Genomic DNA, 22,291 nt, shown 5'->3' with positions numbered 1-22,291 from the left:
CGCCCCGGGCTCGTGCCGCTTTTGCGTCAGCGACGCAGGGGACCGCGCGGAAGTCGCTCTGCTTTTGATTGACCATCGACAAAAGTGGAACTAGGGTCGCTGCAGACCGGGCGCCACCGGGTCGCGAGAGCGTTCACAACGCCCTGCGTCCGAGCGTACGGTCTCGACGGTGGCAGGGAGGCCATCGCCGTCGCACCACGCGAGACGTCCGCGTCTCGTCGATGACCAGGAGCAACGATGCACCACTTCGCGCCTGACGGATCGACCGACCGTCCCGACCCGGCCGCACGTACCGGGCTGTGGCTCGTGGGAGCGCGGGGGTCGGTCGCCACGACCGCGACCCTCGGGCTCGCCGCGATCAGCGACGGCCGCGCCGCGGCGACCGGCTGCGTCACGGTCCAGGAGCCGTTCGCGTCGGCACCCCTGCCGGCCTTCGGAGACATCGTGGTGGGCGGGCACGACGTCACCGACGTGTCGATGGTCAAGCGCGCGGAGCTCCTCGTCGAGGCGGGGATGATCGCGCCGCGCCTGCTCGTGGCCGCGCACACCGCGCTCGAGCGGGCCGACGCCGAGGTGCGGCGCGGCTACGACGCGCGCCACCACGGGGCGACGGCGCAGCGCGAGTCGCAGCAGTCCGCCGCGGAGCGTCTCGCCGCGGACATCGTCGACTTCCGCGAGCGGCACGGCCTGGCGCGCGTCGTCGTGGTGGACCTCTCCTCGACGGAGCCGCTGCCCGAGCCCGTCCCCGAGTTCTCCGATCGCGACCTGCTGCGCGCCGCGCTCGAGGACCCGGACCGCGCGGTCCTCCCGGCGAGCTCGGTGACCGCCTACGCGGCGGTGCTCGCGGGTGCGCCGTTCGCCGAGTTCACGCCGTCGGCCAGCATGTACCTGCCCGTCCTGCTCGAGCTCGCCGCCGAGCGTGGTGTGCCCGTCGCGGGGCAGGACGGCAAGACCGGCCAGACGTGGCTGCGCACGATCCTCGCGCCCGCGTTCGCGGCGCGCGGGCTGCGCGTCCTGTCCTGGGCCGGTGCCAACCTGCTCGGGGGCGGCGACGGCGCCACGCTCGCCGACCCGCAGGCGGTGCAGAGCAAGCTCGCGTCGAAGTCGCGCGGCCTGCAGGACCTCACCGGCAGCGACGTCACGCCGCTGCACATCGACAACGTGCCCGACCTCGGCGACATCAAGGTCGCGTGGGACCACGTGCACGTCGAGGGGTTCCTCGGGTCGCGCCTCACGCTCCAGACGACGTGGTCGGCGTACGACTCCATGCTCGCCGCCCCGCTCGTCCTCGACCTCGCGCGCCTGCTCGCGCTCGCCGACGCCGCCGGGTACGCGGGCCCCGTGCCGGAGCTCGGGTTCTTCTTCAAGGACCCGTGGGGCAGTGCCGTGCACGACTTCGCCGCGCAGACCGTGGCGCTCGCGGACTGGGTCCGCGAGGCGGGTGCTCGCGTCGGTCACGACGCGGACCACCGGCCGTGACCGGCTCGCTGCGCGACCACCTGGACCTCGTCCGCGCGCCCGCCGTCCTGTCCGTCGTCGGCGACACGCTCGCGGGGGCGGCCGCGGCCGGTCACCCGTTCACGCCGCGCCGCGCGCTGATGCCGCTCGCCTCCGCGTGCCTGTACGCCGGCGGCATGGCCCTCAACGACTACGCGGACCGGCACCTCGACGCGCTCGAGCGTCCCGAGCGACCCATCCCCTCGGGACGGGTCACGGAGCAGCGGGCGCTGCAGGTCGCCGTCGGGCTGACCGCCGCGGGGGTCGGGCTCGCGGCGGCGGGTGGCGGACGCCGGGCGCTCGCCGTCGCGCTGCCGCTCGCCGCGAGCGTGTGGACGTACGACACCGTCGCCAAGGAGCGGCCCGTCGGGCCGGTCGTGATGGCCGCGTGCCGCGGGCTCGACGTCCTCCTGGGCGCCGGGGTCGGGCACCTGCGCGCCGCCCTCCCGGCCGCGGCCGGCCTCGCCGTGCACACCGCCGGGGTCACGCTCGTGTCGCGCGGCGAGGTCCACGGCACGACGTCGTCGCTCGCCGCCGGCGTCGCGGCCGGGACGCTCGCCGTGGCCGGGACGGTCGTCGCGGGCGCTGCCCGCGACGGGCGCCCGGGGACGGGGCGCGCCGCCCGGGTCGCCGCCGTCGCGGCGAGCGCCGCCTACCTCGCGACGTGCCTTCCCCGCCAGGTCGACACGGCCATCACGCCGTCGGCGGGCAACGCGTTCGCCGCGACCAAGGCCGGCATCCGCGCGATGCTCCCGCTGCAGGCCGCGTGGGCGGCGCGGCACGGGAGCCTGGCGTCGGTCGCGGTCCTCGCGGGCGTCGAGGTCGCGGGCCGGTTGCTGCGCCGCGCGGGTCGCCGACCGGGTCGCACCGAGATGAGCGAGACGTGACCGCCCCGCCCTTCACCCTCGGCTACGGCACGAACGGCTTCACGGACCACCCGCTCGACGTCGCGCTCGACGTGCTCGACCACGAGGGCTACGGCGCCGTCGCGCTCACGCTCGGGTTCCCGCACCTCGACCCGTTCACCGACGGCTGGGGCGGGCACGTCGACGCGCTGCGCGCGCGGCTCGCCCGGCTGAACGGCGGGGCCGGGATGCGGGTCGTCGTCGAGACGGGCACGCGCTTCCTGCTCGACCCGTACCGCAAGCACCGGCCCACGCTCGTCGACGTCGAGGCCGAGCCGCGGATGCGCTTCCTGCGCCGCGCGGTCGAGATCGCCGCCGCACTCGACGCCGAGTGCGTGTCGTTCTTCTCGGGCGTCCTGCCCGACGGCGCGTCCCCGGCCGACGGGTGGGCGCGCCTGCGCGACCGTCTCCCCGAGCTCGTCGAGGAGGCCCGCGCGCTCGGCGTCCGGCTCTCGCTCGAGCCCGAGCCCGGCATGCTCGTCGAGACCGTCGCCGACGCCCTGCGGCTGCGCGACGAGGTCGGTGGCGACGCCGGGTACCTGGCGGATCTCGGCATCACGGTCGACGTCGGGCACTGCCTCGTCGTCGAGCCCGACGGCGTGGTCGGCGCGCTGCGCGCCGCGGCGCCGTACCTCGCCAACGTCCAGCTCGACGACATGCCCCGCACGCACCACGAGCACCGGCCGTTCGGCGAGGGCGAGATCGACCTGCCGCTCGTCCTCGGCACGCTCGCCGACGTCGGCTACACCGGAGTCGCCGCCGTCGAGCTCCCGCGCCACTCGTACGACGCCCCGGGCCTCGCGCACCGCAGCATGACAGCGCTGTGCGAGGCCTGGGAGAACCGCCCCCACCACCCCCAGGAGGTGCCATGACCGAGTCCATCAGCCCCGGGACGACCAGCCCCGCCCCCGGCGGCCCGACGCCCGACGGCGAGCGCTGGCTCGACGAGGCGCGCACCGCCGTCGGGCAGGACCCCGCCGCTGTGGCGCGTGCGTTCGCGCTCGCGGGCCGCAAGGTCGGCCGCTCGCCGCGCCGCCCGGACGTCGACCCCGCAGGGATCGTGCACGGGACGATCGACGACGCGGCGCGTGCCGCGCTCGTCGTGGCGCTCGCGGACGCGACGCAGCGTGACGGCTCGCCCGACGGCGGCGCGTCGTTCGCCGCGCGGCTCGCGGACCTCTACCAGCACGGCGACACGGCAGAGCGCCGAGGGGTCCTGAGGGGGCTCGACGCGCTCGCCGGACGGGGCGTGAACCTCGCGCCCGAGGTCGTCGGGGTGGGCGTCGAGCTCGCGGCCGACGCGCTGCGCACCAACGACCAGAGCCTCGTCGCCGCTGCCGTGGGGCCGTTCGCGGCCGCGCACCTCGAGCAGCACGCGTGGCGTCACGCCGTGCTCAAGCTCGTGTTCATGGGCGTGAGCCTCGACGCCGTCGCCGGTCTCGACGAGCGCGCCGACGACGAGCTCGCGCGCATGGCCCGCGACTTCGCCGCCGAGCGCCGCGCGGCCGGCCGCGTCGTGCCCGACGACGTCGCGCGCCTCGCGCCGGACGTTCTCCAGACCAGTACCGAGAGGGACGCCTGATGCGCATCTTCGACCCCCACATCCACATGACGAGCCGCACGACGGACGACTACGAGGCCTTGTACGCCGCCGGCGTGCGCGCGCTCGTCGAGCCCGCGTTCTGGCTCGGCCAGCCGCGCACGAACGTGGGGTCGTTCCTCGACTACTTCGACGCCCTGCTCGGCTGGGAGCGGTTCCGGGCCGCCCAGTTCGGCATCCGCCACCACGCGACCATCGCCCTCAACCCCAAGGAGGCGAACGACGCGCGCTGCCGCGAGGTGCTCGACGAGATCCCGCGCTACCTCCTCAAGGACGGCGTCGTGGCGGTCGGCGAGGTCGGCTATGACTCGATGACGCCCGAGGAGGACGAGGTCTTCGCGCGGCAGCTCCAGATGGCGCGCGACGTCGACCTGCCCGTCCTCGTGCACACGCCGCACCGCGACAAGCTCGCCGGCACGCGTCGCACGCTCGACGTCGTGCGCGAGTCCGGGGTGCCGTCCGAGCACGTGCTCGTGGACCACCTCAACGAGACGAACGTGGCGCTCGTGCTCGACGCCGGAGCGTGGGCCGGGTTCTCCATCTACCCGGACACCAAGATGGACGAGGACCGCATGGTCGCGATCCTGCAGGAGCACGGCACCGAGCGGATGATCGTCAACTCGGCGGCGGACTGGGGCCGGTCCGACCCGCTCAAGACGCTCAAGACCGGGCAGGCGATGCTCGCGGCGGGATTCACCGCGGACGACGTCGACCAGGTCCTCTGGCGCAACCCCGTCGCGTTCTACGGGCAGTCGGGCAACCTCGTGCTCGACCCGGTCCCGGGGTTCACGGCCGGCGAGCTGCCCACCCCGGGCGTCGAGTTCGAGGGCTCTTCCGTGCTCCGCGGCGCGCGGCCGTAGCGGCAGGGAACCGGAAGGGCACCACCATGCTGTTGTCGTACTGCACGAACGTCCACCCCGCCGAGGACCTCGACGGGGTGGTCGACCAGCTCGTCACGTACGCGGGTCCCGTGCGCGAGGCCGCGGGGCTCGACGTCCTCGGCGTCGGGCTCTGGATGCCCGCGACGCTCGCGCACCGGCTCGCCGCGTCCCCCGCGGACCGGGCCTGGCTGCGCGCGGCCCTCGACGGGCAGGGCCTCCAGGTCCACACGCTCAACGCGTTCCCGTACGGCGGGTTCCACGCCGACGTCGTCAAGCTCGACGTCTACACGCCGACGTGGGCGCAGCCCGAGCGGCTCGCGTACACGCTCGAGTGCGCCGAGGTCCTGGCCGAGCTGCTGCCCGACGACGTCGCGGGCTCGATCTCGACCCTCCCGCTCGCGTGGCGCGAGCCGTGGTCCGATGCGGACGACGACGCCGCCACGCGCGCGTTCGTCGCGCTGGGCGACGGGCTGCGGGACCTGCGCGAGCGGACGGGGAAGGTCGTGCGGGTCGCCGTCGAGCCCGAGCCGGGCTGCGTGCTGGACACGGTGGACGACGTCGTGGGCTGGCTCGCGGCCCGCACCGGTCCCGACGTGCCCGTGGAGCGCCGCATCGACCCCGAGCACGTGGGCGTCTGCCTCGACACGTGCCACCTCGCCGTGTCGTTCGCGGACCGTCGAGCCGGGACCGCCGCGACCGTGCGGCGCATCACCGATGCGGGGCTGCGCGTCGTGAAGGTCCAGGCGTCGGCGGCGCTGCACGTGGCCGACCCGTCCGACCCGGCGGCCCGCGCGGCCGTCGGTGCGTTCGCCGAGAAGCGCTACATCCACCAGGTGCGCGAGCTCACCGCCTCGGGCGACGTGCTCGCCGCGGACGACCTGCCCGACGCCTTGGGCGAGGCGTCCACCCCGGAGCCGGGCGACGTCGTCGGGCACGGCCTGCCCGGGGAGGGGCCGTGGCGCGTGCACTTCCACGTGCCGCTGCACCACGAGCCCGCCACGCCGCTCGCCGCGACGACCGACGTCCTGCGCGACGCGGTCGAGGCCGTGCGCGCGGCACCGCACGGCGACGAGGCCCACCTCGACGTCGAGACGTACACGTGGGCCGTGCTGCCCGAGGGCGCCGCGACCGACTCGCTCGTCGCCGGCATCGCCGCCGAGCTCCGCTGGGCGACGACCCACCTGGGCGCCGACACGCTCACCACCATCAGGAGGACCGCATGAAGCCCGTGCTGCTGCTCGACGTCGTCGGGCTCACGTCGACCGCGCTCGCCCACATGCCCCGGCTGCGCCAGCTCGCCGCGAGCGGCTGGCAGTCGGAGCTGGCGACCGTGCTGCCCGCGGTGACGTGCAGCGTGCAGTCGACGATGCTCACCGGGCTGAGCCCCGCCGAGCACGGGATCGTCGGCAACGGCTGGTACTTCCGCGAGCTCGGCGACGTCTACCTGTGGCGCCAGCACAACAGGCTCGTCGAGGGCGAGAAGCTGTGGGAGGCCGCGCGTCGCGCCCGCAAGGAGTACTCCTCGGCGAACGTCTGCTGGTGGTACGCGATGGGCATGACGACGGACGTCACCGTCACGCCGCGCCCGATCTACCACGCCGACGGGCGCAAGTCCCCGGACGCGTACGTGCGCCCGCCGGCGCTGCACGACGACCTCGTGGGCCGCCTCGGCGAGTTCCCGCTGTTCACGTACTGGGGCCCGACGGCGTCGATCGCCTCCTCGCGCTGGATCGTCGACGCCACCCGGCACGTGCTGCGCACGCACGCCCCGGACCTGACGATGGCGTACGTCCCGCACCTCGACTACGACCTCCAGCGGTTCGGGCCCACGTCGCCGCAGGCGGACGCCGCTGCGGCGGAGCTCGACGCGGTGCTCGCGCCGCTGCTCGACGACGCCGCCAACCAGGGCGTGACCGTGCTCGTCGTCTCGGAGTACGGCATCGCCGACGCCGACCGGCCCGTGCACCTCAACCGCATCCTGCGCCGCGAGGGCCTGCTGGAGGTCTACGTCCAGGACGGCAAGGAGCAGCTCGACCCGTGGACGTCGCGCGCGTTCGCCGTCGCCGACCACCAGGTCGCGCACGTCTACCTCGGGGACCAGCACGACCCCGCGCTGCAGCGCCGCGTCACCGACCTGCTGCGGAGCGTGCCAGGCGTCGACGAGGTGCTCGACCGCGCGGCGCAGGCGCGCTACGGCCTCGACCACGAGCGGTCCGGCGACCTCGTCGTCGTCGCGGAACCGGGCGCGTGGTTCACGTACTACTTCTGGCTCGACGACGACCGCGCGCCCGAGTACGCGCGCGGCGTCGACATCCACCGCAAGCCCGGCTACGACCCCGCCGAGCTGTTCTTCGACCCGGCGGACAAGCTCGCCAAGGCCAAGGCGGGGCTCAACCTCGTGAAGAAGAAGGTGGGCCTGCGCTACGCGATGAGCACCGTCCCGCTCGACGCGTCGTACGTGAAGGGCTCGCACGGCCGGCTCCCGGACTCGTCCGCGGACACCCCGCTCGTGCTGTGCTCCGACGCCGAGGTGCCGGCGTCGGTCGCGGGGCTGGTCGAGAGCGACGGCGGTCAGGTGCCCGCCGCCGCGATCAAGAACCTCGTCCTCGAGCTTCAGGGCCTCGGCGTCCGCGTCTGACGGAACGGCAGACGTCCCCCGGCGAGGTGCGGCGGGGCCGGCCTCCTGTGAGACGGCCTGCGACTATGCGCGGACGAGCTCCGTGCCGTCCGCGGCGAGGTCGGCCATCGCGACGCTCCGGATCGTCGGGTCCTCGTACGTGTTCCAGTAGTACGTCGTCGTCCTGGACGAGAAGAGCCCCGTGTAGATCGTGATCTCGAACTCGCCCGAGCCCATCGCCGCGCAGCCGTCGACCATCGCGACCTGCTGCAGCGTGTGGAAGGCGCGGCTGACGTTCTCCTCCTCGCTCTCCTTGGCCGGGTAGTGGGCGTTGACGTACGCGGCGCGGACGAACCGGGACGGGGAGTAGTAGTCCCCGGGGATCCCGCGCATGTGCGAGCCCGAGCCGAAGGGGGTGAGGTGGGCCCTGCCCAGCACGGTGTCCTCGGGGAACTCGGGCGACGTGTTGAGGTAGTTGCGCAGGTTCTCGTGGTGCCAGGCGAACCCCGGCTGGTTGGTGAGGACGTCGACGTCGTCGTCGAAGACGTGCATGCCGTCGCTCGTGTGCTCCACCACGACGGCGCGCGTCGCGTCGGCGACGATCCAGTGGAGCAGCGAGCTCGGGTACTTGTCGTTGATCGGCTTGTCGACGATCACCACCTCCTGGAGCGCCGCCTCGACCTCGTCGACGCTCGCGAACTGCGCGCACACCCACAGGGGGAACTCGTACGCGGCGACGTTCACCGCGCCGTCGACCGGGCCGGGCGCGTAGTCCGCGTACCCGGGGAAGTTGAGCCCGGCGACGGCCAGGCCCGCGTCGTTGCCGCAGTCGAAGTAGAGCGGGGTGTCCTCCTCCACGATGCCCATGCCGATGGTCGCGTGCCCGATGTCGCGCACGGCGCCGAACGGCGACCTCGGTGCGTACCCCGTGGGTGTGAGCACCACCCGCTGGCCGTAGCCGCTCGTCCAGTCGAGGTTCCGCGCGAGATAGACGCTGCCCTGAGCGTCCGAGAACCTGATTCCTGTACACATGGTGGTGCCCCCGTCGTCGTCGTCGATCGGGCTCCCGGCGGCACACCGCCTGCACACCGCGCCTCGGACCCGTCCTCCCATGGTTGCGCCGGGCGGCGCCGGGGGCCACTCCACACGAGTCGTCGGACGGGGGCCGCACGACGCGACGAGGGCCGCCACCCTCGTCGGGTGGCGGCCCTCGTTCTCGGGCGTTGCGGCTACGAGCAGCTCAGCGCCTCGTAGTCGGCGTCGTAGGTCGTGGTGACCTCCTCGCCGTCGATCTCGGCGGTGACCTCGGCGGTCACGGAGCCGGCGTCGAACGCCGCGTCGCGCGAGGAGAACGACTGGTAGGCGTTCTTGCCGTCCTTGACGTTCGGGAACGTCTTCTCGCCGTACGGGGTGGTGACCACGACGTCGGCCTGCGCACCCGACTCGTTGAGCACGCGCACCGCGACGTGGGCCTTGCCGCCGAGGCAGCGTGCCTCGGCGGTGACCGTCGCGTCGACGACGGCGGACGTGGTGACGTCCACGGTCTGCCAACGCTTCCCGGGTGTCGGGTCGTGCAGCTGCAGCACGAGGAGCTTGCCGCTGCCCGCCTCGACGGCCGCCTCGGAGCGGTTCACGGTGATCGGCGCGTCGTCCGCCCCGACGTACAGGAGCTGGCCGCCGCCGTCGAACCAGTAGGCGGGGTCGTACGGGTCGCCGGTGAACGCCTCGGTCGCGTCGACGAGCTGGTCGGCGGCCTGCGAGTACGGCGAGTAGGTGAGGACCTGGAAGGTCGGCACGTCGCCCTCCTCGATGCCGAGCGACCCGATGCCCACCGGGACGACGACGACGTTGTTGTCGAACACCGAGGTGTCGACGTCTCCCCAGAGCGAGTTCACCGGCTGGAGGTCGACGTTGTCGCCGGCCTCGTACTCGGTGCCGTCGGGTGCCGTCCAGTCCCTGAGGGTGAAGGTCGCGGCCAGCGTCAGGTCGGTCTCGGCGTTGTACTTGATCACCGCGACCTCGAAGTCGGCCGAGCCGTCGGAGTCGACGTCCACCTCGACCGCGGGGATGGAGGCGGAGCCGAGGCTCGCCCACTCCCCGTCGACCGCGATGCCGACGCCGATGACGCCGTCCGCCGGGTCGTTGCCGGCCGCGGCCTCCTGGGGAGCCGTGGACGTGAACCCGACGGCGCGCACGTCGGCGGACGCGATGGCCGTCGCCGAGACGCCGTCGGAGGCGTCCGCCTCGAGCCGCGGGCTGGTGGCCTTGAGCTCGAACGGTGCGACGAGCGAGGTCCAGCCGCCCTGGTCGACGCCGCGACCGTCGTGGTCGAGCTCCGCCGACGTGGCATCGCCGGGGAACGCGACCGGCTTGGCGGAGAGGTCGCTCACGAGCCGGGGCGAGGCCTGGACGGGCACGCGCAGCGCGGGGCCGCCGTCGGTCGGGGTGAGGACGACGCGCCCGCTGAGCGACGACACGAAGTCGCGCGGGACGCCGAGGCCGGAGTCGTCCGACGACGTCGGGTCGAGCTCCTTGGCGAGCGTCGCCGGGTCGGCCGTGAGGGTCACGGTGACGACGGTGCGCTGACCCGCGGGGACGGTCACGGACGCCGGGGCGACCGAGATCGCGGCCTCTCCCGCGGTGCTCGACGACGTGAAGCCTGTCGCGAACGTCTTCTCGGTGTCGCCCGTGTTCTGGACCGTCACGGTCTTGCGGACCGTGACCGGCTCGGCCCCGACCGGCACGACGCCGAACGCGACGGACACCTGGTCGGAGTCCTGGGAGGAGTACGCGAGGGTCGTGTTGTCGACCGCGTCGACGGCGTCGACCCGCCCGGAGCCCACGCGCTCGGGCCCGTACGCGAGGCCGGTGCCCGAGGGGCCGGTGAACACGTCGTGCGTCGCGGTGTTCATGACGGACGCCTTGACCTCGGCAGGCGCCCAGCCCGGGTGGGCCTGCTTGACGAGGGCCGCGATGCCCGCGACGTGCGGGGTCGCCATCGACGTGCCGGACTTGATGCTCGCGCCGTCGAGGTGACCGGACGCGGCGGACGCGATCCCGGTGCCGGGGGCTGCGACGTCGGGCTTGGCGACGCCGAGCGAGCCGTGCACGCCGCGCGACGACCCGCTGTTGAGCGTGTCGCCGATCTCCGGGATCGCGACGAACGACGAGAGCGCGAGGGACGGGCCGATCGTCATCGTGACCTCGCCCGCCTCGATCGCGGGACGCAGCGCGTCGTGGCTCGGTCCGGTGAGCTGCGCGCCGGGGATGCCGGCGTTGCCCGCGATCCCGGCGACGAAGGACGAGAGCTCGGAGGAGAGCAGCACGCCGACGGCGCCTGCGGCCTGCGCGTTGTTGAACCGCGCCGCGCTGCCGCACGCGCGGGTGGCGTCGTTGTCGTCCCAGTAGAGGAACGCGATCTTGCCCGCCACGGCGGCCGCCTGCTCCGGTGTGAAGGCCTGGCAGCCGTCGACGTCGCCCCCGAGGAACGCGACCGGGGCGGTGACGTCCGTGCCGCCGGCGTAGTCCTGGGAGTTCTGCGCGGGGTACGTGCCCACGAGCGCCTCGGGGGCGTCGACGCGCACGGCGTCGAACGTCTGGGTGTCGCCGACCGAGTTGGCCACCGTGAGGGCCGAGCGCGCGTTGCCCGGCGAGCCTCCGACGTCGGTCACGTCGCCGGCGTTGCCGGACGCGATGACGGACAGCGTGCCGAGGCGTGAGAGCTGGTCGATGAAGAGGTTCTCCGGGTCGTCCGCGGGAGTGCCGTCGGAGCCGAGGGAGAGGTTGACGATGTCGAGGCGGTCGGACAGGTCGCCGTCGCCGTTCGGGTCGGCCGCCCACTCGAGCGCGTCGACGACGACGCCGGTCGAGCCGCCGAGGTCGCCGAACACCTTGAGCGCGTACAGCCCCGCCTCGGGAGCGGAGCCCGGCCCGACCTGCCAGTCGGAGATGTCCGTGAGCGTCGCGTAGTCGCCGTCGAACGTCTCGCCGTCGGCGGTGACGCCGTAGGCGGCGGTCGTGCCGGCCACGTGGGTGCCGTGCCCGGAGCCGACCGAGTCGAGCGAGTCGATGGGGTTCTCGTCCGGGGTGGGCACGAGCGTCGTGCCGGGAACCGTGCCGCTCGCGTCGTAGTCGTAGCCGGCGAAGTCGTGGCCGCCGAGGAACTTCAGCTCGTCGAACGTGCCGTCGGGGACCGGGCCCTCGCCCTGCTCCCCGTACGCCTCGTCGAACGCCTCCTGCGTGCCCGGTCCGCCGAACGCCTTGTGCGTGTAGTCGAGGCCCGTGTCGATGATCCCGATGCGCACGTCCGCGCCGGTCAGGCCCGTGCTCTGCCACGTCTCGAGCGCACGCGTGAACACGTCCGTGCCCTTGTTCAGCGGCTTCTTCGGGATGATCCGGTACACCGTGACGACCGAGGCGTCGCGCGCGAGGTCGCGCACCCGTGCGGCGTCACCCGTGACGACGACGCCCGCGACGAGCGTGCTCGTCACCGACACCTGCTGCGGGTCACGGGCGCCCGCGCTGCGGGCCGTCGCCTGCTGGGGGACGACGTCGTCCGCCAGCGCCGCGACGTCCTGCGCGTTGGCCTCGACCTCGTCCGGGCTCGCGCCCTGCGCCGCGAGGTCGACCGCCGAGGGGGCGTCGAGCTCGACGAACGCCGTCACCGTGCCGCTCGCCTTCGCGAGGGACGGAGCGACCTTGTCCGTGGGCTCGAGCCCGGCGTCGCGCTGCGCCGCGAGGCCGCTCCCCGGCTCCGGGGGCGGGTCCGCGGCGGCGGGCACGGCGGCGGCCGCGACGACCGCGAGGCTCGCCGCCGCAGCGGTGAGGGACACGGGCAGAGAACGGTGCTTCATCGACACTCATCTCCCCGGCAGTGCCGGTTCGGGCGAAGGGTTCGTGGATGGGGTCCTTCCCAGCGACCACGCCCGGGTGGGACGAAGGTCACCCGAGCACGGTAACCCAACGAGCGTCCGACCTGCCCGACAGCGGTGCCACGACCCGGTGCGACGACGCCGGAGACAACGGGGGTGGAGCGTCCTAGGATGCCGCCGGGGTCACAGGACGAGGCCGTCCTGTGGGAGTCCCCTTCCCGCGTCAGGTCCACGGGGTGCGAACCCGGGGGCGTGGCCCACGCAGAAGGAGAACCATGACCAGATCCTCGCTCCGCGTCCTGTCCGCCGCGCTCGCCGCCGGGCTCCTCCTCGTCACGGCCGCGTCGACCGCCACCGCGTCCGTACCCGACCGTGGGCCCGAGCTCCGGGTCGTGACGTGGGACCGGACCGCGCCTACCGACGCGGCCCCCACGGACCGCAGCTGCGCGGTCCAGGCCCAGCCGCTCCTGCCCGGCCAGGACACCGACGCCGTGGCGCCCGCGCCCGAGGTCTGCTTCGACTCGCTCGAGGAGGCGCTGGAGTTCGTCTCGGGCCACGACGTCGCGGCCCAGCGCCTCGCCGGGGCGTCGAAGGGCGAGGTCGACGGCCTCGTCGCGGAGCTCAACGCGTCCTCCGCGGCGACGGAGCAGGGTGCGAGCGCGAGGGTCGCCGCGGCGGCCCTGAGCTCGCAGGTCCTCGGCATCCTCTGGCGCGACGCGAACTACAAGGGCGCGTCGCAGGTGCTGTACGGGCAGGGCACCAACGGGTGCTGGACGGGCTCGACGTACGGGTTCCCGAACCTCGCGAACTTCCTCATGAACAACGTCGCCACGTCCGCGTCGACCTACTCGGGGTGCTGGGTGACGCTCTACGACAGCTACAGCTACGCGGGCTCGAAGAAGAACTGCACGCCGCACTGCGCGACCCTGGGGACGTTCGACAACCGGGCGTCGTCGGTCGTCTACCGGCCGGCGGGTCAGCTCGGCTGACGCGTCACGCCGCACCGCCGGGCACGTCGCTGGACCATCGACGTGCCCGGCCGGCGCCGAGCCGCGCGGGGCTCACCTCGCGCACGCTGACGGCGCGTCCCAGCAGGTGTCCGACGGCGTCGCCCGCCGCCCGCGCGGCCCTCGTCCCGGCGTCCCCCGGGGCGTCCGGGACCAGTTCGAGCGTGACGCTCCCGTCGGCGTCCTGGTGGAGCTGCCACGCCGCCATGCCGTGGGCCTGGAGGTGCTGGGCCGCGTCGACGGACGGCACCCACGCGCCGTCGGGCCGCAGGTAGCGCACGGGGGACCGGCCCTCCAGGCCGTGGAGCTCGATCCGGCCGCTCTGCCGCACGGGCCGCACGATCCGCGCGCGGTCGCCGGTGCGGTAGCGCAGCAGCGGCAGGTAGGGGTTCTCGTCGACGGTGACGACGACCTCGCCGCTCTCGCCGTCGGGGAGGGGCGTGCCGTCGTCGTCGAGGACCTCCACCCACACGCGCCGACCCGCCACGACGACGAACGGGCCGTCGTCGGTCCGGGCAGCGACGGCCCCGGTCTCGCGCAGGCCGTAGAGGTCGACCACGGGCACGTCCCACGTGGCGCGAAGACGCGACCGGGCGACGTCGGACAGGTGCGCGGCGCCGCTGACGAGCGCGACGGGGTGCAGGTCGAGCCCGACGTCGGCGAGCCGTGCGAGGGCGAGCAGCGGCAGCGGGGAGCTGGACACGACCTGCGGGTCCTGCGCGGCGAGGAACGCCTCGCGGTCGCCGGGACGCGTCCACGCGCGCGGGTCGAGGTTGACGCGCGCCATGGTCGGGGCGGGCACGCCCGCCGCGCGCCGGAACCCCGTCATCGCTGACGCGTACGTGAACGCCTGGCGCTGGTCCAGGAGGTTCATCAGGCCCAGCCGACCGGGCTCGGGCTCCCACGTCGCGTCCGTGCCGGCCGTGGCCTCCGCGACGAGGTGCTGCAGGAGCACGAGGTCCGCCGCGACGGCCACGGGGTGCAACGGGATGCGGACCGCGGCGCCCGTGCTGCCCGAGCTCGTGCCCTCGAGCACGCGGCCGAGCGGCACGTCGACGGGGACGAACGCCGCGACGTCGTGCCGCAGGTCGTCGCGCGTGACCGGACGGACGGCGGTGAGCGGCGAGCCCGGCCCGCTCTCGCCGCGGTCGCGCGCCCGGCGGTAGCGCGGCACGACGGCGTGCGCCCGGTCCACGAGGTCCAGCACCCACGGTGGCGGGTCGGCCGTGGCACCGGCCGTGGTCCGGGATGCCGAACCGGCCGCGAGGCGCGCGGCGACGTCGTCGAGCGCGGGCAGGTCCTCGGCGCGGAGCCGGTCGCCCGTGACGTGGACCCAGGCGGGCGCGGCCGGGTGGTCCCGCACGGTGTCGAGCGCGTCGCGGCCCGCCGCGTCGAGCGTGGGCCAACGCTCGGCGTCGTCGAGCGCGACCGCGGCGCCGGGCGTGTACTCGTCGAGCGCGAGGTCGGGCGCGGTGCTCGGGGCAGTGCTCGGGGCAGTGCCCGGGGCGTCGTCGGGCGTCGTCACGTCGGGTCCCCTCGTCAGTAGTTGGCGTACTGCGCGGCGGCCTCTTTGGCGCGCTTCTCCGCGAGCTCCTTCGCGAGCTGCTCGGCGCGGCGGGCCTCCTCGGCCATCTCGCGCGCGATGCGCCGCTGCTCGGCGGTGCTCACGGCGGTCCACCGGTCCTGTGCGACCTCGGGGCTCTCGCCCGCGGGCCGCAGCCCGAGCTCGCGCAGCACGGCCCGCGCGAGCTCCTCGCGCGCCGTCGGCGCGTGCAGCCAGGCGTCGGCGGTCCGCAGGAGCGCGAGCTCGGGCACGAGCCGTTCGACGAGCCCGAGGAGCGCGTCCGGCGTCGCGGCCGCCCGGAAGCCCGGCGAGGCGAGCAGGTGCTCGTCGCGCAGGATCCAGCAGGCCGTCACGGCGAGCGCCGCGTACGGCGCGTGGGTGCACAGCGCCTCGACGGCGGCGCGCCGGGGTCCGCGCAGCACGCCGACCGCGCCCGCGCCGGCGAGGAGGTCCACGGTGTCGCCGACGAGGGCGGCCGCCGCGACCGCCGGGTGGTCGAGGACGTCGGGATGCGTCTCGGCGAGGCGGTGCACGACGTCGGCGAGCGCCGGCCCCTCGCTCGTGGTGCCGGTGCGGTCATCGGCCATGGTGGGCTCCTCCCGGTCGGTAGGCGCTGGACGCGGAGGTCGTCGGGGTACCCGTCCCCGTCGTGGCGCCCCACAGCTCGCGTGCGAACGCCCGGGCGAACGCGACGAGGTCGTCCTGCGTGCGCACGGCGTGGACCCGGTAGCCCACGGCGTACTCCCGCACCCTCGCGACGTACTGGTCCGCTACCTGGAGGACGAGCGTGCCCCCGCCCCCCGCGGCGGCGACGGCGCGGGCCGCGGTGCTCTCGTGCGGCGGGACCAGCTCGGCGTCGGGCCGCGTGCCCCACCGGTACCGGACGACGTCGTCGAACATCGAGACCACGCCGTCGTCGGAGATGACGGCCACGTGGCACGGGCGCGTGCGGGTCGGCGGCGCCCCGGTGACCGGGTCGCCGAGGTGGGTGCGCTCGAGCAGCGGCACGGGGAACGACGTCGACCCGCCGAAGTGCGCCACCACGGCGTCCAGCACGCGGTCCTCGTCGCGCACGAACCCGTCCGTCCCGGCGATCTGCTGCGGCCCGCTCCACGTCGTCGCCTGCACGCGCGCCCCGGCGCGCAGGGCCGACAGCGCGAGCACCGCGCCGGCGAGCGCGATGGGCGCGACGCGCTGCGAGGGGTCGGGCATGGAGCCCGACGAGTCGAGGTAGAGGTCGAGGTCGACCGGGACCTGGTCCGGCTCGTCGCCCGCGTCCTCGTCCACGGAACGCCGCACGGTCGTGAACCCCGGCACGACGACGGGCGAGCGCAGCAGCGACCCCGTCCAGTCCACCTCGCCCAGGTCGTCGCCGACGTCCCACTGCTCGTGCGCGCCCAGCAGCGGCTCCGACGCGCGGACGTGCTCGCGCACGGGGAACGGCACGAGCAGCGGCGCGGCGTGCTCGCGGTACCAGCGCCGGGCCGACGCCGCGGCGTCCGACGCGAGGCCGAGCAGCCGCAGGGTCGCGTCGTAGTCCGCAGGCGCGAGGCTCTGGCCTGGTGCGTCGTGCGCCCCGGCGCCGCCCGACCCCGGGCGGTGGTCCGGGTCCGTCGCGGTGTCCGGGCCGTCGTCCGGTGCGGGGCCGTCGTCGTCCGCGCCCAGGCCGAGATCGCCCACGACGCGCGGGTCGAGCGCGGGGTGCTGCACGGGCGCGACGGCGCGCGGGTCGGTCGCGAGGCCACCCGGCACCGACCCCGTGACCTCGTCCTGGCCGCACACGACGTCGCGCAGCCCGGTCCCCCCGCGCTGCAGGTGCCGCCGACGGATCTCCGAGATCGTGTCCGTCGCGAGCAGCGTGCGCAGCAGCGTCGCGAACCCCGCAGCGCCGCCGACGGGGTCGTCGGCGTACGCGCGCACGAGGCGGGCCACGAGCGTCGCCTCGCGCTCCGCCACCGCGGCGTCTCCCGAGGTGAGGTCGCCGCGCGGCAGTCCCCAGAGGATCTCGTCCGCGCGCAGCACGGTCTGCATGACGACGCTCGTCCCCGGTCCGAGCGCGCGCCACAACCGGGCCATGTCGATCCCGGCGCGGCGCTGCAGCCGGTCGTTGATGAGCAGGTCGCTCCACAGGTTCGCCGTGAGCGGCGCGAGCCGGTCCTGGTCCACGAGCCCGGCGCGCGTGCGCGCCACCAGGAGCGCGCTCGTCGTGAGGTCGCCCGGCGAGAGCACGTGGTGGCCCACCTCGTGCGCGAGGACCGCGACCGCGTGGTCCTCGATCCCCAGGGACACGACGTCGGCGAGGTCCACGTGCACGCTCACGCGCGTCGTCGAGAACCACGCGAACGAGCCCACGTCCGCCGGGGCCTCGCCCGGTCCGTGCAGCGTCGGGGCACCGAGGCGCGTGAACCGTCCCCACGCGGCGAGCGCCTCGGGCCACGCGGCCTGCCAGCGCAGGCGCAGCGCCGCGATCTGGTCCGGGCTCGCGCTCCGCCGCGGGCTCGCACCGGCCTGGGCCCCCGAGCGCGCGCTCACCGGGTCCACCGCACCAGCAGCACGTCGTACGAGCCGGTCCGGCTCAGGAGCGCGAGCCGGCCCGAGAGGGTCGTGACCGACACGGACCCGCTCACGTCGGTCAGGTCGTCGGCCCGCGCCGACGCCGGGTCGTCGCTCGTGGGGAGTCCCTCGGCGGGGAAGGTCCCCGCCATGGCGACGGCGTCCGGCTCGCCGGTCGCCGCCGTGCCGCCGGGGTCACCGCTCGGGGTGCGCGCGAGGAGCGAACCGTGCACGTCGGCGACGAGCGTCCAGTCCGCCGTCCCGGACGTCGGTCGGGTCCGGTCCGCGTCGTCCGGTGCGAGCAGCGCCCACCGCAGGCCGGGGTTGCGCGCGTCGGCCCCGACGACGACGGCGGGCGACAGCCACGGCCCGCCGAACCCGCGGAACCCGCCGAAGCGGCCCAGCACGTGCGCCGGTTCGTGGACCCCGGGCAGCAGGACCGTCGTCGTGACGTCGTCCTCCTGGCCCGGCCACCACCACGGGTCGTCGGCGTGCCGTGTCAGGGCGGCGCGCAGGTCCACGGTGCCCGGGAGCGACAGCGCCGCGCGCGCGACCGGCTCCGGGAGCGACCGCGCGGCCGCGAGAGCGGCGTCCCGGTAGCGCACCAGGCCGCCGCGCCACGCCGCGACGAGCACCGCGCCGCGGACCATCTCGGCCGCGTCGCGCCCTGTCACCGGACCCGTCGCGAGGCTCGTCGGGTGGCTCGGCGCGCCTGGGCCGGGCGCCGACGCGTGGGCGGCGTCCGCGACGCGCCCCGCCCACGCACCGACGTCACCGCGCGCCCGCGGCCCGCCGCCGACCGCCCGGGCGCCGTCGACGACGGCCGCGACCGTGACCGCCGGGGCGGCCGCGAGCCACGGGACGACCCGCGGCACCACGTCGAGGACCGCGCGACGCTCCGGGCTGCCCGCCCGCCAGCGCCCCGTCGCCGCGAGGGACGCGACCGTCCCGACGAGCGCGTCGCACGTCGCGGCGAAGGCGGTGGCGTCGAGCACCGCCGCGAGCGGGTCCGCGGCGTCGGCCACCTCGCGCACCGCGTCCGAGAGCACGTCGCGGTCCGCGCCGTGCGCGAGCGCCCGCGCGAGCACGCCGTCGTACTGCGTACGCTCCGCGAGCGCGCGGGCGGCGAAGGGGGAGCGCGACGTCACGTGCCGCTCCAGCGCAACCACGTGAGGTAGTTCGTGTAGCGCTGGTGGGCGTACTTCAGCGCGAGCGCGTCCTCGTACACGTGCCCGTGCAGCTTCGAGTGACCCTGCCACGAGGCGAGCACCTGCTCGATCCGCGCGAGCCGGCGCAGCACGTCCGCCTCGGGCAGGCCCTCGAGCCCGGCCGCGAGCTCGGCGAGGATCGCGCCGACGTCGTCGCGGTCGTCCAGCCCCGCGGCGTCGTACTGGCGGCAGGCCGTGTCGAACAGGTCGCGGATCCACGACACCCGGTCGGAGCGCAGCGGCTCGCGGTCGCGGTCGTCGAACGGGGCCGACTGCAGGTCCGGGAGGAGCTTGTCGTGCAGCACGAACGGGAGCACCGCACGCAGGTCCGCGAGGTCCACCTCGCCGCCGCCGCGGAAGTACGCCATCGCCTTCGCGTACGCGACGAGGGACTGCAGAGCGCGCACCGACAGGCCGTTGAGCGTCTGCGCGCCGACGTCGCTCAGGCGGTCCCGGCCCGTGTCCGACGTCGCGACGAGGTGGGGGTCGACGCCCGCCACGCGCGCCGTGTCCTTCGTCCGGTACTCGAACTGCCACCCCGCGCGCTCGAGCACCTCGAGCTGGCTCGCGAAGAACTCCAGCCGACGACGCACCGGCTCGGGGAACGGCACGGCGAGGATCGCAGCGTGCAGCGCGGCGTGCTCGGCCGCGTCGAACACGATCTCCGGCGGCACGTTCTCCTCGGGCCGCACCCGCCGCTCGGCGCGGGCCACGAGGTCGCCGAGGAAGCGGTTGTTGAACGGCATCGCGTGCACGACGACGTCGATCCGGTCCCGCAGCGCGTCGACCACCTGGTACGTGCCGCCGCCGGCGTCGTCGTTCGCGGTGAGGTACCAGGCGGCATCGCCTGTCTCGTAGACCTGGTCGTACACCTCGACGTACCCGTCCGCGAGGACGGTGAGCAGCGCCGACTGCGTCCGGGTCGGGATGCGGTTGTACTCGTCGACGATCTTCACGCGCATGCCCAGCCACGACCGCCACGCGACGTCGACGTCCGCGAGGTTGTCCGCCTGCACGAGGTCCTTCGGCAGCGGCGTCCCGAACAGGTCCGACACGGTGAGCTGGGGATGCCCGTGCTGCATCGCACGGCGCACGTCGCGCACCGGGTAGCCCGCCAGGACGCCCATGAGGACGGCGCTCGCGGTCTTTCCCCGCCCCGGCCCGCCGATCATGAGGCACCGCCCGCGCACCGCGAACGTGAGCAGCGGCAGCAGCACGAAGCTCGAGTACGACTGGTCGCTCGGCAGGTTCAGCAGCGCCTTCGAGTCGCCGAGCCGGAAGCTCGTCTCCCGTGCGCCGGGCGCCGAGAACTCGACGTCGTAGTGCGGGCTGATGATCGCGTGGTTGACGACCCAGAAGTACGCCTGCCGCAGCTTCTCGTCGAGCGGCAGCCCGGGCCGGGCCGCGCCGTCGCCCGCGCCGGGCTCGGTGACGGGCGTGCCGAACAGGTCGTCGACCCCCAGGGCGAACGGGTCGTGCCCCTCGGTCCGCCCCGAGGGCTGCGGTCGCGTCGGCGCCGAGGACACGTGCTCGAGATCGGTCACGGGCCGATCCTGCCATCGTCGCCCGCGTCGTGCGGGGGTGTCCGGTCCGCGGGGTTCCCGGGTGGCGGCGGCCCTGCTCCGCCGTCGTCTCGCCGTCGCGCCCCTGCCGGTTCGAGCCCGGGGTGGGGTGCCAGGACGGCCGCGAGGGTGACGCGTAACCCGGGGCTCGGCGCGACGGCGGTCAGTAGGCGTCGGTGCCGGCCTGCGGGAGGGGGTCGGCGACGTACCGCGGGGTGGCGAGCAGCGGGCCGACGGCGGCCAGCGCCTGGGCGAGCCGGGTCGCCCGGTCGCCGCGCACCTCGAACCACGGCACGCCGGGGTGGCGACCGTCCGGCGTCGGCAGCTCGGCCGGACCGAGGTGGCGGACGACGTCGGCCGGGTCGTCGAGGCGGGGACCCGTCGCGGCCAGGACCTCGCGGAACCGGTCCTGCATCGCGTGCCGGACGTGCTCGCCGTCGCGCAGGCCGTCCTGGACGAACGGGATCTCGTCGCCGGTGAGGACGTAGAGGTCCGGGCGCCGGGTGGCGGCGAGCGCCTCGACGCTCGGGGAGCGGTGGCCCACGTAGCGCTCGTGCCACAGGGTCGTGGCGAGCACGTCGGTGTCGCACACGAGGAGCGGGACGCCAGACGCCGCGGCGGCGTCGTCCTCGCGCCGGGCCTGCTCGCGCGCGACGAGGTCGAACTCGGCGGTGTGCCACGGCGCCGCGAGACCGCCGGGCCGGACCTCGGACCACTCGCGCCCGAACTCGAGCACGGGGTCGGGCCCGAGGTGCGCGGCGAGGTCGGCCGCGAGCGTCGTCGTCCCGGTGGACTCGGCGCCCAGCACGACGACGCGTCGCACGTACCAGGACCGGACCGGCGCGGGCAGCGCCCACCAGTGCGCCGCGGGGTCGGCGCGCACCGCGGAGCCGGAGACGGGCAGGTGACGACGGTCCGGGTCGACCTGGACCCAGGTCGCGTCGAACCGCCGGGCGAGCTCGACGCCGTACCGGTCCGACGTGAGGACCGCGTCGACGGGCGGGTCGTCGGGGCAGAGGAGGGCTTGCATGACCTTGACGTGCTCGTCCCACGCGTGCGGGTCCGCGTAGTCCACGGGGGCGTCGTCGAGACCGTGCACCACCCGCGCCCCGGGCGCCTCGGCGCGCAACCAGGCGGCGCGCAGCTCGGCCGGGATCGACTCGCGCGACGACGCGAGGACCTGCACCGTCACGCGCTCGCAGCGCGAGAGCGCCGTCCGCACGAGGTGAAGGTGGCCGGCGTGCGGCGGGTAGAACTTGCCGATGACGAGGCCGTGGGCGAACCGTCTCACCGGGCTCGCACCGCGTCGTCGGGCACGGGTGCGGGGGAGGTGCGCCGGGCCGCGGACCACTCGCGCAGGCCCTGCACGCACATCGCGACGAACCCGACGTACAGCGCGGCGGTGAGCCACAGGCCCTGGCTCGCGTAGAGCCCGACGAGCACGACGTCCGTCGCGATCCACACCCACCAGTTGCCGATCCACTTGCGCCCGAGCATCGTCTGCGCGAGCAGGCTGGACGACGTGGTGAGGGCGTCCCAGAACGGCACCGCGGAGTCGGTCCACGTGGTGAGGACGGCGACGAGGACGGCCGTGGACACCGCGGCGGCGGCGAGCCCGACGACCCACGCCGCCCGCGGCGTCCGGTGCACGACGAGCCGTCCACGGTCGGTGCCGCCCCGGAGCCACCAGTACCAGCCGAGCGCGCCGAGCACGAGGTACACGACCTGCAGGCCCGCGTTCGCGTACAGCCCCGTACCGGTGAACAGCACGAGGAAGACCACGTTGTTGGCCAGCCCCACGGGGAACGTCCAGACGTTCTGCCGCACGGCGAGCCACACGCACGCGGCGCCCGTGACGAACCCCAGGATCTCCTCGACGCTCACGGGCGCTCACTCTACGGGCGCCGGCGAGCCGCCTGCGCAGCCCGTCGGCACTGTGACGTGCGCCGCGCTCGGGGGCAGGCGGGCCGCCGGGGCGCTACGGTCGGGACGAGCCCGGGTCCCTCCCGGGTACCCCGACGTCGAA

17 protein-coding genes are annotated in these 22,291 nt (G+C 75.0%); 8 read left to right on the top strand and 9 right to left on the bottom strand.

Annotation, left to right across the window (positions count from 1 at the left end; genetic code table 11):
* The first annotated feature begins 237 nt into the window (after positions 1-237).
* Genes ACMXGY_RS17280 through ACMXGY_RS17250 form a run of 7 tightly spaced genes read left to right on the top strand, consistent with a single transcriptional unit; the run spans position 238 to position 7,521 of the window.
* On the top strand, positions 238-1,479 hold the full coding sequence (locus ACMXGY_RS17280; protein WP_483774206.1) for an inositol-3-phosphate synthase: 1,242 nt from the start codon (positions 238-240) through the stop codon (positions 1,477-1,479).
* Positions 1,476-2,384 carry an SCO3242 family prenyltransferase gene (locus tag ACMXGY_RS17275; RefSeq protein ID WP_483774205.1) on the top strand — a complete coding sequence of 303 codons (909 nt, stop codon included), beginning with the start codon at positions 1,476-1,478 and terminating at the stop codon, positions 2,382-2,384. The genes ACMXGY_RS17280 and ACMXGY_RS17275 overlap by 4 nt, the downstream gene beginning before the upstream one ends.
* Positions 2,381-3,274 (top strand): sugar phosphate isomerase/epimerase family protein, encoded by an 894-nt coding sequence (locus tag ACMXGY_RS17270; RefSeq protein WP_483774204.1) that lies wholly within the window; start codon positions 2,381-2,383, stop codon positions 3,272-3,274. The genes ACMXGY_RS17275 and ACMXGY_RS17270 overlap by 4 nt, the downstream gene beginning before the upstream one ends.
* The gene (locus tag ACMXGY_RS17265) at positions 3,271-3,984 is read left to right on the top strand and encodes an EboA domain-containing protein (protein ID WP_483774203.1); all 714 of its coding nucleotides are present in this window, start codon (positions 3,271-3,273) and stop codon (positions 3,982-3,984) included. Before ACMXGY_RS17270 ends, ACMXGY_RS17265 begins: the two co-directional genes overlap by 4 nt.
* Positions 3,984-4,862: a TatD family hydrolase gene (locus tag ACMXGY_RS17260; RefSeq protein ID WP_483774202.1), complete on the top strand. Its 879-nt coding sequence runs from the start codon at positions 3,984-3,986 to the stop codon at positions 4,860-4,862. Before ACMXGY_RS17265 ends, ACMXGY_RS17260 begins: the two co-directional genes overlap by 1 nt.
* A gap of 26 nt (positions 4,863-4,888) precedes the next feature.
* Positions 4,889-6,106: a metabolite traffic protein EboE gene (gene eboE / locus ACMXGY_RS17255; protein WP_483774201.1), complete on the top strand. Its 1,218-nt coding sequence runs from the start codon at positions 4,889-4,891 to the stop codon at positions 6,104-6,106.
* On the top strand, positions 6,103-7,521 hold the full coding sequence (locus ACMXGY_RS17250) for an alkaline phosphatase family protein (protein ID WP_483774200.1): 1,419 nt from the start codon (positions 6,103-6,105) through the stop codon (positions 7,519-7,521). The genes eboE and ACMXGY_RS17250 overlap by 4 nt, the downstream gene beginning before the upstream one ends.
* Before the next feature lie 63 nt (positions 7,522-7,584).
* On the opposite strand, the gene bsh is transcribed toward ACMXGY_RS17250, so the two are convergent.
* Complete coding sequence (gene bsh / locus ACMXGY_RS17245) at positions 7,585-8,532, bottom strand: choloylglycine hydrolase (RefSeq protein WP_483774199.1); 948 nt, start codon at positions 8,530-8,532, stop codon at positions 7,585-7,587.
* A gap of 197 nt (positions 8,533-8,729) precedes the next feature.
* Positions 8,730-12,353 carry a S8 family peptidase gene (locus ACMXGY_RS17240; protein ID WP_483774198.1) on the bottom strand — a complete coding sequence of 1,208 codons (3,624 nt, stop codon included), beginning with the start codon at positions 12,351-12,353 and terminating at the stop codon, positions 8,730-8,732.
* Between the two features lie 293 nt (positions 12,354-12,646).
* Here ACMXGY_RS17240 and ACMXGY_RS17235 point away from each other — a divergent pair, with 293 nt between their 5' ends.
* A complete protein-coding gene (locus ACMXGY_RS17235; protein ID WP_483774197.1) occupies positions 12,647-13,360 on the top strand; it encodes a hypothetical protein in 714 nt (237 codons plus the stop codon).
* A gap of 4 nt (positions 13,361-13,364) precedes the next feature.
* Here ACMXGY_RS17235 and ACMXGY_RS17230 read toward each other — a convergent pair whose 3' ends face one another.
* From ACMXGY_RS17230 to pnuC, 7 genes are all read right to left on the bottom strand, one after another.
* On the bottom strand, positions 13,365-14,903 hold the full coding sequence (locus tag ACMXGY_RS17230) for an AMP-binding protein (RefSeq protein WP_483774196.1): 1,539 nt from the start codon (positions 14,901-14,903) through the stop codon (positions 13,365-13,367).
* A gap of 14 nt (positions 14,904-14,917) precedes the next feature.
* Positions 14,918-15,529, bottom strand: a complete 612-nt coding sequence (locus tag ACMXGY_RS17225) for a hypothetical protein (RefSeq protein ID WP_483774195.1) — start codon at positions 15,527-15,529, stop codon at positions 14,918-14,920.
* Positions 15,519-17,474: a hypothetical protein gene (locus ACMXGY_RS17220; protein WP_483774194.1), complete on the bottom strand. Its 1,956-nt coding sequence runs from the start codon at positions 17,472-17,474 to the stop codon at positions 15,519-15,521. Before ACMXGY_RS17220 ends, ACMXGY_RS17225 begins: the two co-directional genes overlap by 11 nt.
* Positions 17,471-18,643 (bottom strand): hypothetical protein, encoded by a 1,173-nt coding sequence (locus tag ACMXGY_RS17215; RefSeq protein ID WP_483774193.1) that lies wholly within the window; start codon positions 18,641-18,643, stop codon positions 17,471-17,473. Before ACMXGY_RS17215 ends, ACMXGY_RS17220 begins: the two co-directional genes overlap by 4 nt.
* A complete protein-coding gene (locus ACMXGY_RS17210) occupies positions 18,640-20,247 on the bottom strand; it encodes a MoxR family ATPase (RefSeq protein WP_483774192.1) in 1,608 nt (535 codons plus the stop codon). The genes ACMXGY_RS17215 and ACMXGY_RS17210 overlap by 4 nt, the downstream gene beginning before the upstream one ends.
* Before the next feature lie 181 nt (positions 20,248-20,428).
* Positions 20,429-21,556 (bottom strand): AAA family ATPase, encoded by a 1,128-nt coding sequence (locus ACMXGY_RS17205; protein WP_483774191.1) that lies wholly within the window; start codon positions 21,554-21,556, stop codon positions 20,429-20,431.
* Positions 21,553-22,149 carry a nicotinamide riboside transporter PnuC gene (gene pnuC, locus ACMXGY_RS17200; protein WP_483774190.1) on the bottom strand — a complete coding sequence of 199 codons (597 nt, stop codon included), beginning with the start codon at positions 22,147-22,149 and terminating at the stop codon, positions 21,553-21,555. The genes ACMXGY_RS17205 and pnuC overlap by 4 nt, the downstream gene beginning before the upstream one ends.
* Positions 22,150-22,291: the final 142 nt, after the last annotated feature.

The sequence above is a fragment of the Cellulosimicrobium sp. G4 BAM 1002 genome, assembly GCF_057126935.1.
The sequence above is the reverse complement of the archived record's forward strand: the minus strand, read 5'-3'. Positions and strand labels throughout refer to the sequence as shown.